Annotated in this window: 14 protein-coding genes; all 14 read right to left on the bottom strand. The window is 57.4% G+C overall.

The window, feature by feature from the left end; translation table 11 throughout:
- Positions 1–137: 137 nt before the first annotated feature.
- The 14 genes from glmU to mnmG all read right to left on the bottom strand — a co-directional run bounded on the left by glmU (position 138) and on the right by mnmG (position 13,128).
- A complete protein-coding gene (glmU, locus tag CKW17_RS09830; RefSeq protein ID WP_095119697.1) occupies positions 138–1,505 on the bottom strand; it encodes a bifunctional UDP-N-acetylglucosamine diphosphorylase/glucosamine-1-phosphate N-acetyltransferase GlmU in 1,368 nt (455 codons plus the stop codon).
- Positions 1,506–1,623: 118 nt separating this feature from the next.
- The gene (locus CKW17_RS09825; protein ID WP_007954164.1) at positions 1,624–2,049 is read right to left on the bottom strand and encodes a F0F1 ATP synthase subunit epsilon; all 426 of its coding nucleotides are present in this window, start codon (positions 2,047–2,049) and stop codon (positions 1,624–1,626) included.
- 45 nt (positions 2,050–2,094) lie between these two features.
- A complete protein-coding gene (gene atpD / locus CKW17_RS09820; protein WP_007911961.1) occupies positions 2,095–3,474 on the bottom strand; it encodes a F0F1 ATP synthase subunit beta in 1,380 nt (459 codons plus the stop codon).
- A gap of 27 nt (positions 3,475–3,501) precedes the next feature.
- Positions 3,502–4,362: a F0F1 ATP synthase subunit gamma gene (gene atpG / locus CKW17_RS09815; RefSeq protein WP_016984063.1), complete on the bottom strand. Its 861-nt coding sequence runs from the start codon at positions 4,360–4,362 to the stop codon at positions 3,502–3,504.
- A gap of 50 nt (positions 4,363–4,412) precedes the next feature.
- On the bottom strand, positions 4,413–5,957 hold the full coding sequence (atpA, locus tag CKW17_RS09810; RefSeq protein ID WP_095119696.1) for a F0F1 ATP synthase subunit alpha: 1,545 nt from the start codon (positions 5,955–5,957) through the stop codon (positions 4,413–4,415).
- A 21-nt stretch (positions 5,958–5,978) separates the two neighbouring features.
- Positions 5,979–6,515 carry a F0F1 ATP synthase subunit delta gene (locus CKW17_RS09805; RefSeq protein WP_007911956.1) on the bottom strand — a complete coding sequence of 179 codons (537 nt, stop codon included), beginning with the start codon at positions 6,513–6,515 and terminating at the stop codon, positions 5,979–5,981.
- A 12-nt stretch (positions 6,516–6,527) separates the two neighbouring features.
- Complete coding sequence (locus CKW17_RS09800) at positions 6,528–6,998, bottom strand: F0F1 ATP synthase subunit B (RefSeq protein ID WP_003229781.1); 471 nt, start codon at positions 6,996–6,998, stop codon at positions 6,528–6,530.
- A gap of 59 nt (positions 6,999–7,057) precedes the next feature.
- Positions 7,058–7,315: a F0F1 ATP synthase subunit C gene (atpE, locus tag CKW17_RS09795; RefSeq protein ID WP_003097235.1), complete on the bottom strand. Its 258-nt coding sequence runs from the start codon at positions 7,313–7,315 to the stop codon at positions 7,058–7,060.
- A gap of 133 nt (positions 7,316–7,448) precedes the next feature.
- Positions 7,449–8,318: a F0F1 ATP synthase subunit A gene (gene atpB / locus CKW17_RS09790; protein WP_007911917.1), complete on the bottom strand. Its 870-nt coding sequence runs from the start codon at positions 8,316–8,318 to the stop codon at positions 7,449–7,451.
- Between the two features lie 16 nt (positions 8,319–8,334).
- Entirely contained in the window at positions 8,335–8,742 is a 408-nt protein-coding gene (locus tag CKW17_RS09785; RefSeq protein WP_003229783.1) for a F0F1 ATP synthase subunit I, read from the bottom strand.
- A gap of 148 nt (positions 8,743–8,890) precedes the next feature.
- Positions 8,891–9,763, bottom strand: coding sequence for a ParB/RepB/Spo0J family partition protein (locus tag CKW17_RS09780; RefSeq protein ID WP_034152184.1), 873 nt, complete (start codon positions 9,761–9,763; stop codon positions 8,891–8,893).
- 9 nt (positions 9,764–9,772) lie between these two features.
- The gene (locus CKW17_RS09775) at positions 9,773–10,570 is read right to left on the bottom strand and encodes a ParA family protein (protein ID WP_008084406.1); all 798 of its coding nucleotides are present in this window, start codon (positions 10,568–10,570) and stop codon (positions 9,773–9,775) included.
- Between the two features lie 18 nt (positions 10,571–10,588).
- Positions 10,589–11,233, bottom strand: coding sequence for a 16S rRNA (guanine(527)-N(7))-methyltransferase RsmG (gene rsmG / locus CKW17_RS09770; protein ID WP_095119695.1), 645 nt, complete (start codon positions 11,231–11,233; stop codon positions 10,589–10,591).
- Positions 11,230–13,128, bottom strand: a complete 1,899-nt coding sequence (gene mnmG / locus CKW17_RS09765) for a tRNA uridine-5-carboxymethylaminomethyl(34) synthesis enzyme MnmG (RefSeq protein ID WP_016984066.1) — start codon at positions 13,126–13,128, stop codon at positions 11,230–11,232. The genes rsmG and mnmG overlap by 4 nt, the downstream gene beginning before the upstream one ends.
- Positions 13,129–13,182: the final 54 nt, after the last annotated feature.

The raw sequence follows: 13,182 nt of genomic DNA, 5'->3' as shown, positions 1-13,182 counted from the left end.
AGATAACGTAAGCAATCAAAACCTATCGGCTCTAAATCGTCAAGCGGTCGCCCAAAAAAAATTGCAACCCCAACAGTCCCCATAGGAGCTGCCGAAGGCTGCGATCTTTTGGTCTTCAAAAAGCCGCTGTGGATAACTCAACTCTTCTTGATCTTCTCCGGCCGTTTCCAACCGTCGATATTTCTCTGCCGCGCTCGGCCCACGGCCAACTGCGCGTTGTCCACATTCTGCGTAATGGTCGAACCGGCTGCCGTGGTCGCACCGGCAGAGATATCCACAGGCGCGACCAGCGAATTATTGGAGCCGATGAACACGTCTGCACCCAACACGGTTTTCCACTTGTTGGCGCCGTCGTAGTTGCAGGTAATGGTGCCCGCGCCGATGTTGGTGCGCGCTCCGATCTCGGCATCGCCCAGATAAGTCAGATGACCTGCCTTGGCGCCTTCACCCATGCGGGCGTTTTTCAATTCAACAAAGTTACCCACATGTGCGCGCGCTTCGAGCACGGTGCCTGGACGCAGACGCGCGAACGGGCCGGCATCACTGCACTCGCCCAGAACGGCACCTTCAATGTGCGAGTTGGCCTTGATCACCACACCTTTGCGCAGGGTGCTGTCCTTGATCACACAGTTCGGACCGATCTCCACATCATCTTCGATGACCACGTTGCCTTCGAGGATCACGTTGATGTCGATCAGCACGTCACGACCCACAGTCACTTCGCCACGCACATCGAAACGTGCCGGATCCCGCAAGGTAACGCCTTGCGCCATCAACCGCCGACCGGCGCGCAACTGGTAATGGCGCTCCAGCTCTGACAATTGCTTGCGATCGTTGGCGCCCTGCACTTCCATTGGATCATGCGGTTGTTCGGTGGCGACAACCAGGCCATCGCTGACCGCCATTTCGATCACATCGGTCAGGTAGTACTCGCCCTGGGCATTGTTGTTTGACAGACGACTCATCCAGTCGGCCAGACGATTGGCCGGCACGGCGAGAATGCCGGTGTTGCCTTCGGTGATCGCGCGCTGCGCTTCGCTGGCGTCTTTGTGTTCAACGATGGCTGCGACCTTACCGTCTGCATCGCGCACGATGCGGCCGTAACCTGTCGGGTCATCCAGCTCGACGGTGAGCAAACCCATCTGCCCCGGAACGACGTGCTTGAGCAGACGCTGCAGGGTTTCGACTTCGATCAACGGCACGTCACCGTAGAGGATCAGCACGGTGTCGGCAGTAATGAACGGCACCGCTTGCGCAGTGGCGTGGCCGGTGCCCAATTGCTTGTCCTGCAGGACGAAATTCAGATCATCAGCGGCCAGACGTTCACGCACCACATCGGCGCCATGGCCGATCACCACATGAATGCGCTGTGGATCAAGTTGCCGGGCGCTGTGGATAACATGACCCAGCATGGAGTTGCCGGCAATCGGGTGCAAAACCTTCGGCAGTGCCGAACGCATACGAGTGCCTTGACCGGCCGCGAGGATAACGATTTCAAGAGACATGACTGGCTACCAATCCTGGGTGGTCAGCAACTGCGACCGGGTTTCGGGAATTCGGAAAAGAAAAAAGGGTAGCCGAGGCTACCCTTTTTTATCAATCGCACAACAAGCGGCTGACGGATTAACCGCCAAACTTCTTGCGGATCTGCTGGACGGTGCGCAGCTGAGCTGCAGCCTCGGCCAGACGTGCGGACGCAGCTCCGTAATCGAAATCTGCGCTCTTCTCGTGCAGAGCAGCTTCGGCAGCCTTGAGAGCTGCTTGAGCTTGAGCTTCATCCAGGTCGGCGGCGCGTTGCACGGTATCGGCAAGCACCTTGACCATGTTCGGCTGAACCTCGAGGAAACCACCGGAGATGTAGAACACCTCGGCTTCCCCGCCTTGCTTGATCAGGCGGATCGGACCTGGCTTCAGATTAGTGATCAGCGGCGCGTGACCCAGAGCGATACCAAGATCACCCAGTGCACCGTGCGCAATCACCATCTCGACCAGGCCGGAAAAGATTTCTCCTTCCGCGCTGACGATATCGCAATGGACTGTCATAGCCATCTGATTGCCTCAACCTAAATGAGCGCCCGTTGCCGGGCGCCGGGATTACAGTTTCTTGGCTTTCTCGATCGCTTCTTCGATGCCGCCAACCATGTAGAACGCTTGTTCTGGCAGGTGGTCGTAGTCACCGTTGAGGATGCCTTTGAAGCCAGCAATGGTGTCTTTCAGGGAAACGTATTTACCCGAAGCACCAGTGAAGACTTCAGCCACGAAGAACGGCTGCGACAAGAAGCGCTGGATCTTACGAGCACGGTTTACCAACTGCTTGTCGGCTTCCGACAGCTCGTCCATACCCAGGATCGCGATGATGTCCTTCAGCTCTTTGTAACGTTGCAGAACGTACTGAACGCCGCGAGCGGTGTCGTAGTGGTCCTGGCCGATTACGTTCGGGTCCAGCTGGCGCGAAGTCGAATCCAGTGGATCTACCGCTGGGTAGATACCCAGAGAGGCGATGTCACGGGACAGAACGACGGTGGCGTCCAAGTGGGCGAAGGTGGTCGCTGGCGACGGGTCGGTCAAGTCATCCGCAGGTACGTATACCGCTTGGATCGAAGTGATCGAACCTTCCTTGGTCGAAGTGATACGTTCTTGCAGAACGCCCATCTCTTCAGCCAGAGTCGGCTGGTAACCTACTGCCGAAGGCATACGGCCCAGCAGTGCGGATACTTCAGTACCGGCCAGGGTGTAACGATAGATGTTGTCGACGAACAGCAGAACGTCGTTACCTTCGTCACGGAACTTCTCGGCCATGGTCAGACCGGTCAGTGCTACGCGCAGACGGTTACCCGGCGGCTCGTTCATCTGACCGTAAACCAGTGCCACTTTGTCCAGAACGTTGGAGTCCTTCATCTCGTGGTAGAAGTCGTTACCCTCACGAGTACGCTCACCCACACCGGCGAACACGGAATAACCGCTGTGCTCGATGGCGATGTTACGGATCAGTTCCATCATGTTTACGGTTTTGCCTACACCGGCACCACCGAACAGACCGACTTTACCGCCTTTGGCAAACGGGCAAACCAGGTCGATAACCTTGATGCCGGTTTCCAGCAGGTCGTTGCCGCCTGCCTGTTCAGCGAACGAAGGTGCTGGACGGTGAATGCCCCAGCGCTCTTCGGTGTCGATCGGGCCAGCTTCGTCGATAGGGTTACCGAGGACGTCCATGATCCGGCCCAGGGTCGCTTTACCGACCGGTACGGAGATGGCTGCGCCAGAGTCGGTAACTTCCAGACCGCGCTTCAAGCCTTCGGTGGAACCCATCGCAATGGTGCGAACCACGCCGTCGCCCAGCTGCTGCTGAACTTCCAGGGTGGTTTCAGCCGCGCTCACTACTTTCAGCGCGTTGTAGATGCTCGGTACGCTGTCGCGTGGAAATTCCACGTCGATAACGGCGCCGATGATTTGAACGATACGTCCGCTACTCATAGCTGGATCCTCTGAATATTTGAACCGTTAAACCGCGGCAGCGCCGCCGACGATTTCCGAGATCTCTTGGGTGATCGCAGCCTGACGCGCCTTGTTGTAGATCAGCTGCAAATCGCTGATCAAATCACCGGCGTTGTCGGTAGCGTTCTTCATCGCGATCATCCGCGCAGCTTGTTCAGCCGCGTTGTTCTCGACCACCGCCTGGTAGACCTGCGACTCAACGTAGCGGACCATCAAGCCGTCAAGCAGCTCTTTGGCATCCGGTTCGTAGAGGTAGTCCCAGTGGTGCTTGAGATCCTGATCCGGGGTCGCCACCAATGGAATCAACTGCTCCACGGTAGGCTGCTGCGTCATGGTGTTGATGAACTTGTTGGACACCACGGACAGGCGGTCAATACGGCCGTCCAGGTAGGCATCCAGCATCACCTTGACGCTGCCGATCAGATCATTGATCGACGGCTCTTCACCCAGGTGGCTGATAGCTGCAACGACGTTACCGCCGAAGTTGCGGAAAAAGGCCGCACCCTTGCTACCAACGACACACAGATCAATCTCGACGCCGTTTTCGCGGTTTACCGCCATGTCCTTGACCAGGGCCTTGAACAGGTTGGTATTCAAGCCGCCGCACAGACCACGGTCACTGCTCACCACAACATAACCAACGCGCTTGATTTCGCGCTCGATCATGAACGGGTGGCGGTATTCCGGGTTGGCGTTGGCCAGATGCCCAATAACCTGGCGGATACGCTCCGCATAAGGACGGCTAGCAGCCATGCGCATTTGTGCCTTGCGCATTTTGCTGACCGCCACTTTTTCCATGGCGCTGGTAATCTTTTGCGTGCTTTTGATGCTCGCAATCTTACTGCGAATCTCTTTTGCGCCTGCCATGTAACACCTATCAGGTTAGCAAGCGGGAGCCTCGCGGCTCCCGCTGCGGCTTACCAGGTTTGGGTGGCCTTGAACTTCTCGATACCGGCTTTCATGCCAGCGTCGATTTCGTCATTGAAGTCACCTTTAACGTTGATCTTGGCCATCAAATCGGCGTGATCGCGGTTGAAGTAAGCAATCAGCGCTTGTTCGAAGCTGCCGATCTTGGCGATTTCAATGTCAGTCAGGAACCCACGCTCAGCGGCATACAGCGACAGCGCCATGTCAGCGATCGACATTGGTGCGTATTGCTTCTGCTTCATCAGCTCGGTAACGCGCTGACCATGCTCAAGTTGCTTACGGGTCGCTTCGTCCAGGTCAGAAGCGAACTGGGCGAATGCCGCCAGTTCACGGTACTGAGCCAGAGCGGTACGGATACCACCGGACAGCTTCTTGATGATCTTGGTCTGAGCGGCACCACCCACACGGGATACCGAAACACCGGCGTTCACTGCAGGGCGGATGCCCGAGTTGAACATGGCCGATTCCAGGAAGATCTGACCGTCGGTGATGGAAATCACGTTGGTCGGAACGAACGCGGAAACGTCGCCAGCCTGGGTTTCGATGATCGGCAGTGCGGTCAGGGAACCGGTTTTGCCGGTCACTGCGCCGTTGGTGAACTTCTCTACGTATTCTTCCGAAACGCGGGATGCGCGCTCCAGCAGACGGGAGTGGAGATAGAACACGTCGCCTGGGTAAGCTTCACGGCCTGGTGGACGGCGCAGCAGCAGGGAAATCTGGCGGTAAGCCACTGCTTGCTTGGACAGATCGTCATAAACGATCAGCGCGTCTTCACCGCGGTCGCGGAAGAATTCACCCATGGTGCAACCGGAGTACGGTGCCAGGAATTGCAGCGCAGGAGATTCCGAAGCACTGGCAGCCACGATGATCGTGTTGGCCAGGGCGCCGTTTTCTTCCAGCTTGCGAACAACGTTGGCGATGGTCGATTGTTTCTGACCAATAGCTACGTAGACGCAGAAAATGCCGCTGTCTTTCTGGTTGATGATCGCGTCGATCGCCAGAGCGGTTTTACCGATCTGACGGTCACCGATGATCAGCTCACGCTGGCCACGGCCGACAGGGATCATGGCATCGACAGCCTTGTAGCCAGTCTGTACAGGCTGGTCTACCGACTTACGCCAGATCACGCCCGGAGCAACTTTCTCGACCGCGTCGGTCTCGGTGTTGCCCAGTGGACCTTTGCCGTCAACAGGGTTACCCAGTGCGTCGACTACGCGACCCAGCAGTTCCTTACCAACAGGAACTTCAAGGATGCGGCCGGTGCACTTGGCGCTCATGCCTTCAGCCAGAGACTGGTAAGCGCCCAGTACAACGGCACCTACGGAGTCTTGCTCCAGGTTGAGGGCCATACCGTAGACGCCGCCCGGAAACTCGATCATCTCGCCGTACATTACGTCGGCCAGACCGTGAATCCGCACGATACCGTCAGATACGCTGACGACAGTGCCTTCGTTACGGGCTTGGGAGGTCACATCGAGCTTGTCGATGCGGCCCTTGATAATTTCACTTATTTCGGAAGGATTGAGTTGCTGCATTGCTCTGCTGCCCCTTCAAACTCAAGATTTCAATGCTTCGGCAAGTTTCGCGATTTTGCCGCGAATCGAGCCATCGATAACCAGGTCGCCGGCGCGGATAACGACACCACCTATAAGGGCAGCATCCTCCGCAACTTGCAGGCGCACTTCCCGGTTGAGTCGTGCACTGAGAACCTTGGCGAGTTTGTCTTGCTGTTCTTGGTTCAATGCAAAAGCACTGGTCACTTCAACGTCTACCGACTTCTCTTGTTCGGCCTTGTACAGGTCGAAAAGAGCGGCAATCTCCGGCAGAAGCGGGAGACGGTCGTTTTCGGCAACGACATTGATGAAGTTCTGTGCCTTGGCATCAAACTTGTCGCCGCACACGTCAATAAACGTGGCGGCCTTTTCTGCGCTCGTCAGTCGCGGGGCCTTGAGCACGCGCTGCATGGTGTCGTCTTGCGACACCGCTGCAGCCAGGCCGAGCATGGCTGACCAATTGGCCAGTTGCTGGTGGGCCTGAGCGTGCTCGAAGGCCGCCTTAGCGTAAGGTCGGGCCAACGTGGTCAGTTCTGCCATGATCGCCCTCGCTTAGATTTCAGCAGCCAGTTGGTTAACCAGCTCTGCGTGCGCGTTTTGATCGATTGTGGCACCCAGGATCTTCTCGGCGCCGCCGACAGCCAGCAAGCCCACTTGGGCACGCAGCTTGTCTTTGACACTGTTCAGTTCCTGTTCGATCTCGGCTTGAGCCTGAACCTTCACACGGTCAGCATCGACACGGGCCTTTTCAACGGCCTCTTCGACAATCTGGTTACCGCGTTTCTTGGCTTGCTCGATGATTTCAGCTGCCTGAGCTTTCGCTTCGCGCAGTTGCTGACCCGCTTTTTCTTGGGCCAACTCCAGGTCGCGAGCTGCACGGCTGGCAGCGTCCAGACCATCAGCGATCTTCTTTTGACGTTCGTGCAGAGCAGCGATGACCGGAGGCCATACATACTTCATGCAGAACAGTACAAAAATCAGGAACGCAACGGACTGGCCAATCAGGGTCGCATTAATGTTCACGCCAACACCTCGCAGTTACGTTGTCCATCACATCAAATTACTCGGAAGAATCCGGGTAATTAGCCAGCGATCTGACCAACGAACGGGTTCGCAAAGGTGAAGAACAGAGCGATACCAACACCGATCATGGTTACGGCGTCGAGCAGACCGGCAACGATGAACATTTTAACTTGCAGCATTGGAACCATTTCTGGCTGACGCGCTGCGCCTTCCAGGAACTTGCCGCCCAGCAGGCCGAAACCAATTGCGGTACCCAGTGCGCCCAGGCCGATCAACAGTGCAACAGCGATAGCGGTTAGACCAACTACAGTTTCCATCTTTCCTCCCGACTTTTACGTCGTATGGTTTAGGTTTTTTAGATTAAAGCGGTAAAACAAATCGTTTCAGGTGCCCTGTGAAGAGCCCCTTCCCGTTTGACCGGGAAGGACATCAGACTAGTCGAGACTGGCCTTAATGGTTTTCTTCGTGCGCCATCGACAGGTAGACGATGGTCAGCATCATGAAGATGAACGCCTGCAGCGTGATGATCAGGATGTGGAACACAGCCCACGCCCACTGCAGAACAACGCCCAGGCCGCTCAGCCAGAGCAGACCGCTGCCGAACATCACAGCGATCAGAATGAACACCAGCTCGCCGGCATACATGTTGCCGAACAGTCGCAGAGCCAGAGAGATCGGTTTAGCGATCAGGGTCACGAATTCCAGCAGGAAGTTCACCGGGATCAGCAGGGCTTGAACGAAGATGTTCTTGCTGCCGAACGGGTGCAGGGTCAGTTCGCCGATGAAGCCGCCGAAGCCCTTGACCTTGATGCTGTAGAAAATGATCAGTGCGAAAACCGAGAACGCCATGCCCAGGGTCGCGTTCGGGTCGGTAGTCGACACGGCGCGGAACGGGATGTGGTGGTCACCGGAGATCAGGATGGCCAGCTGAGGAATCCAGTCGACCGGTACCAGGTCGACGGCGTTCATCAGGAACACCCAGACGAAGATGGTCAGTGCCAGCGGTGCAATCACCGGGCTACGGCCATGGAAGCTGTCTTTCACGCTGCCATCGACGAATTCGACCAATACTTCAACGAAGTTCTGCAAAGCACCCGGCTGACCCGAAGTCGCTTTCTTTGCCGCCATGCGGAAAAGAAGCACGAAGATCAGACCCAACGCGACCGACCAGCCGAGAGTATCGACGTGGAAAGCCCAGAAGCCCATTTCTTTGGCCTCTGCTGCGGTATGGGCAAAGCCCCAGCCGCCGTTAGGTAGCTGACCGAAGGTCAGGTTCTGCAAGTGGTGCTGGATATAGCCCGAAGCGGTTGTTTCTGCCATGGTTGCCTCAAACGCCCTAAGGTCTCGAAAGTCTTGTTCTCATCAGCAGGGGAGCGAACCAGCTGACCGACTGAGTCAGCACGAACGCGCCGAATACAGCTATCGGCGCCAGTGGCTTCACACCTGCAAACACCAGTGCAAAGAGCACTGCCGTCAAAATCAGTTTGCCTGCCTCGCCGGCATAAAATGACCGGACGATGGACTGGGCTGCTCGGGCGCCGGAAAACCGAAATGCCTTGTGAGCAAAATAAACATTGGGCAGCAAGGCTATCAGGCCTCCGCAAAGTCCCGAGTATCCGGCAACGACTCCGTGCCATTGCCAGAGCGCCAAAGCGGCAATGAGCAAAATGACAAATTGAGCCATCAACACCGGAAAAACCGCCAGGCGATGGAACGGCAGGCGGTTTGGCTTGCGGGTTTCCATCACGTTTGCTCTCCAATGGTCGGCTGCCAGAATTCAATAACTTGGCATAATTTGTGCCGACAAAATGCGCGCAGAGTATAGGGGCGGTTCTGCCCCTATTCAACTGTCAGGTAGTGATTTCCGACTGCGCGCTACATGAGGAAATGTTTCAGCGGATGTGCGCGAGCACACCTTGAAGCTCATCGAGGGAGTTATAACCGATCACCAACTGCCCCTTTCCCTTCTTGCCGTGGCGAATCTGCACCGCAGAGCCTAGGCGCTCGGCCAGACGCTGTTCGAGACGGGCGATATCCGGGTCGGGTTTGGTCGCTTCCACAGGCTCCGGTTTGCCACTCAACCACTGCCGAACCAGTGCTTCAGTTTGGCGCACGGTAAGACCGCGTGCGACAACATGTCGCGCCCCTTCAACCTGTTGATTGTCCGGCAGACCGAGCAAAGCACGGGCATGACCCATTTCAAGGTCGCCATGGGACAACATGGTCTTGATGACTTCCGGCAATGCAATAAGCCGCAACAGGTTAGCCACAGTGACGCGGGACTTACCCACAGCCTCGGCAACTTGCTGCTGAGTGAGCTGGAATTCCTGCTGCAAACGCTGCAGGGCCACCGCTTCTTCGATCGGATTGAGGTCTTCGCGCTGGATGTTCTCGATCAGCGCAATGGCGATTGCGGTTTCATCCGGCACATCGCGGACCATCGCCGGGATGGTTTCCTGCCCGGCTTGCTGACTCGCGCGCCAGCGACGTTCACCGGCGATGATCTCGAAGCGGCCACCGCCAATCGGGCGCACCACGATCGGCTGCATCACGCCTTGCGCCTTGATCGACGCGGCCAGTTCTTCCAGCGCCTGCGGATCCATGTCGCGGCGCGGCTGGTATTTGCCGCGCTGCAGCAGATCCAACGGCAAGTGCTGCAGTTCGCGGGTGTCAGCTTGCGCCGCTTGTTCTTCCAGCGCGCTGACGGTCGGACCACTCAGCAGTGCATCCAGTCCACGTCCGAGACCTCGTTTCTTGACGGCCATGGGGATTCCTTAAGTTGCCTGAGCGGCGGCGATGCGTGAGTTTTTGCGCTGACGACGAACCATCTCGCCGGCCAGGGCCAGATAAGCCAGGGCGCCGCGCGATTGCTTGTCGTAGGCCAGCGCCGGCATGCCGTAGCTCGGCGCTTCGGCCAGGCGGATGTTGCGCGGAATCACCGTGTCGTACAGCTGATCGCCGAAGTGTTCCTTGAGCTGCGCCGAAACGTCGTTCATCAGGCTCAGGCGCGGGTCATACATGGTCCGCAGCAAACCTTCGACTTTCAGGTTCGGATTCAGCAGTTCAGCGATGCGCTTGATGTTATCCACAAGGTCGCTCAAGCCTTCGAGCGCAAAGTACTCGCACTGCATGGGGATAATCACCCCGTCAGCGGCGACCAGTGCGTTCAGCGTGAGCATCGACAGCGACGGCGGGCAGTCGATCAGAATGTAATCGTAGTTTTCACGGATCGGCGCCAGCGCGCTGCGCAGACGGCTTTCCTTCATCTGCATTTCCAGCAGCACGACTTCGGCCGCCGTCAAATCGCGGTTGGCCGGCAGCAGTTGGTAACCGCCGTGCTCGGAATAGTGCATGGCCTGGGCCAGATCGCATTCGCCGATCAGCAGGTCGTAGACCGAGTTTTCCAGGCCGTGTTTATCCACACCGCTACCCATGGTGGCGTTGCCCTGTGGATCGAGATCGATCAACAGCACCCGGCGCTTGGTTGCGACCAGTGATGCTGCGAGGTTGATGCAGGTGGTGGTCTTGCCCACACCACCCTTCTGGTTCGCTATCGCGAATACCTTAGCCATTCTTGCTTGTGTTCCCAATCATGCCGTGCGGCGCAGTATCAGCAGATGGCGTTGGCCTTGGCAACCGGGTACGGCCAGGGCGTGTTCGCTATCGAGTTTGAAGTCTGCCGGCAATGCTACCAGCTCATCGGCCGGATGAACGCCCTTCATTGCCAGCCAGCGTGTATCGGCATCGCCCAAGTGGCGAGTCCAATTAGTGAAGTTCTCCATGCTGCTGAACGCCCGGGAAATGATCCCGTTGAACGGTTGAGCAGGCTGGAAAGCTTCGACACGACTGTGGATAACTTGCAGGTTATCCAGTTTGAGTTCGAGTTTGACCTGGGTCAGGAAGCGGGTTTTCTTGCCGTTGCTGTCCAGGCAGGTCACTTGCGAGTCCGGATACAGGATCGCCAAAGGAATCCCCGGCATGCCGCCGCCGCTGCCGACGTCGAGCCAGCGACCGTTTTCGATGAACGACATGACGCTGAGACTATCGAGCAAGTGCCGCGAGACCATTTCGTCCGGATCGCGTACGGCGGTCAGGTTGTAGGCCTGGTTCCATTTGATCAACAGGGCCAGATAACCCAGCAGCAATTCATGCTGGGCTTCAGTGAGATTGACACCGAGCACGCGGGCTCCTGTGGATAACTCTTCGGCGTGTTGCGAAGTGACCTTAGAACTCAAGCGCTTTGCTCCAACTGACGGCCCGCGCCGCGTTTTTTCAAATGAATCATCAACAGCGAAATCGCTGCCGGGGTCACACCCGGGATCCGCGAAGCCTGACCCAGCGTCTCTGGTCGAGTCGCGCCGAGCTTGCTCTGGATCTCCTTGGAGAGACCGGAAATGTTGGTGTAATCGATATCCACAGGCAATTTCGTGTCTTCACTGGCGCGCAGACGGGCGATTTCGTCCTGTTGGCGGTCGATGTAACCGGCGTATTTGGTCTTGATTTCAACCTGTTCGGCAACCTGTGGATCTTCGGCGCCATTGCCGGTCACTTCGACCAGCCCAGCGTAGTCGATTTCCGGACGGCTCAAGAGGTTGAGCAAGTTGTATTCGTGAGTCAGCGGTGTGCCGAATTTCTCGGCAATCGCATCGCCCTGCTGCGTATTCGGACGAACCCAAGTGCTTTTCAGGCGCTGTTCTTCCAGCTCGATGCTTTCGCGTTTCTTGCAGAAGGCCGCCCAACGCGCGTCATCGACCAGACCCAGCTCGCGACCTTTTTCGGTCAGACGCAGGTCGGCGTTGTCCTCGCGCAGGATCAGGCGGTACTCGGCACGGGAAGTGAACATGCGATACGGCTCTTGGGTACCGAGGGTGATCAGGTCGTCGACCAACACGCCGATGTACGCTTCATCGCGACGCGGACACCAGGCTTCTTTGCCCTTGGCGCGCAGTGCGGCGTTGGCACCCGCGAGCAAACCTTGGGCGCCGGCTTCTTCGTAACCGGTGGTGCCGTTGATTTGTCCGGCAAAGAACAGACCGCCGATGACTTTGGTTTCCAGGCTGTACTTCAGGTCGCGCGGATCGAAGTAGTCGTACTCGATCGCATAACCCGGACGCACGATGTGCGCGTTTTCCATGCCGCGGATCGATTGCACGATCTGCAATTGCACGTCGAACGGCAAGCTTGTGGATATCCCGTTCGGATACAGCTCATGGGTGGTCAAACCTTCCGGTTCGATAAACACCTGATGGCTTTCCTTGTCGGCAAAGCGGTGGATCTTGTCTTCGATCGACGGGCAATAGCGCGGGCCAATGCCTTCGATCTCGCCGGCAGCGGAATACATCGGCGAACGATCGAGGTTCGCGGCAATGATTTCGTGGGTGCGGGCGTTGGTGTGAGTAATCCAGCAGCTGACCTGCCGTGGATGTTGTTCTTTGTTGCCCATGAACGACATCACCGGGATCGGCGTATCGCCCGGCTGCTCGGTCATCACCGAGAAATCCACAGACTTGCCGTCGATACGCGGCGGTGTACCGGTTTTCAGGCGACCGACACGCAGTGGCAGTTCACGCAAACGGTGAGCCAGGGCAATCGACGGCGGATCACCGGCGCGACCGCCGGAAAAATTCTGCAAACCGATGTGGATAAGTCCGCCGAGGAAAGTACCGGTGGTCAGCACCACGGAATCGGCGAAGAAGCGCAGACCCATTTGCGTGACAACACCACGGACTTGTTCCTGCTCGACGATCAGGTCGTCAGCGGCTTGTTGAAATATCCACAGGTTCGGCTGGTTTTCGAGGATTTCGCGGACAGCGGCTTTGTACAGAATCCGGTCGGCTTGCGCACGAGTCGCCCGTACGGCTGGGCCTTTGCGGCTGTTCAACACGCGAAACTGGATGCCGCCCAAATCGGTGGCCGTTGCCATCGCACCGCCGAGGGCATCGATTTCCTTGACCAGATGGCTTTTGCCAATGCCACCGATGGCCGGGTTGCAACTCATGGCACCGAGGGTTTCCACGTTATGCGTCAGCAGCAGGGTTTTTGCCCCCATACGTGCTGAGGCCAGTGCTGCCTCGGTACCGGCATGACCGCCGCCGATGACGATCACTTCAAAACGGGAAGGGAAATCCACCACGCACCTCGTGCCTGCTTAAGTAGGTAATTCAGGAATAGTTTGAGATCAGGT

The organism is Pseudomonas sp. Irchel s3f10, from assembly GCF_900187515.1.
In the GTDB taxonomy this organism is placed as follows: Bacteria; Pseudomonadota; Gammaproteobacteria; order Pseudomonadales; family Pseudomonadaceae; genus Aquipseudomonas; species Aquipseudomonas tensinigenes.
Note: the sequence above shows the minus strand (reverse complement) of the source record. Positions and strands in the feature narration are given on the sequence as shown.

Bases quoted from the DNA above. Each gene is read 5' to 3' on its own strand.
- CKW17_RS09825 (WP_007954164.1), bottom strand. From the start codon at position 2,049: ATGGCTATGACAGTCCATTGCGATATCGTCAGCGCGGAAGGAGAAATC.
- CKW17_RS09775 (WP_008084406.1), bottom strand. From the start codon at position 10,570: ATGGCTAAGGTATTCGCGATAGCGAACCAGAAGGGTGGTGTGGGCAAG.
- atpE (WP_003097235.1), bottom strand. From the start codon at position 7,315: ATGGAAACTGTAGTTGGTCTAACCGCTATCGCTGTTGCACTGTTGATC.
- CKW17_RS09805 (WP_007911956.1), bottom strand. From the start codon at position 6,515: ATGGCAGAACTGACCACGTTGGCCCGACCTTACGCTAAGGCGGCCTTC.
- glmU (WP_095119697.1), bottom strand. From the start codon at position 1,505: ATGTCTCTTGAAATCGTTATCCTCGCGGCCGGTCAAGGCACTCGTATG.
- atpG (WP_016984063.1), bottom strand. From the start codon at position 4,362: ATGGCAGGCGCAAAAGAGATTCGCAGTAAGATTGCGAGCATCAAAAGC.
- atpB (WP_007911917.1), bottom strand. From the start codon at position 8,318: ATGGCAGAAACAACCGCTTCGGGCTATATCCAGCACCACTTGCAGAAC.
- CKW17_RS09780 (WP_034152184.1), bottom strand. From the start codon at position 9,763: ATGGCCGTCAAGAAACGAGGTCTCGGACGTGGACTGGATGCACTGCTG.
- CKW17_RS09785 (WP_003229783.1), bottom strand. From the start codon at position 8,742: ATGGAAACCCGCAAGCCAAACCGCCTGCCGTTCCATCGCCTGGCGGTT.
- atpD (WP_007911961.1), bottom strand. From the start codon at position 3,474: ATGAGTAGCGGACGTATCGTTCAAATCATCGGCGCCGTTATCGACGTG.
- atpA (WP_095119696.1), bottom strand. From the start codon at position 5,957: ATGCAGCAACTCAATCCTTCCGAAATAAGTGAAATTATCAAGGGCCGC.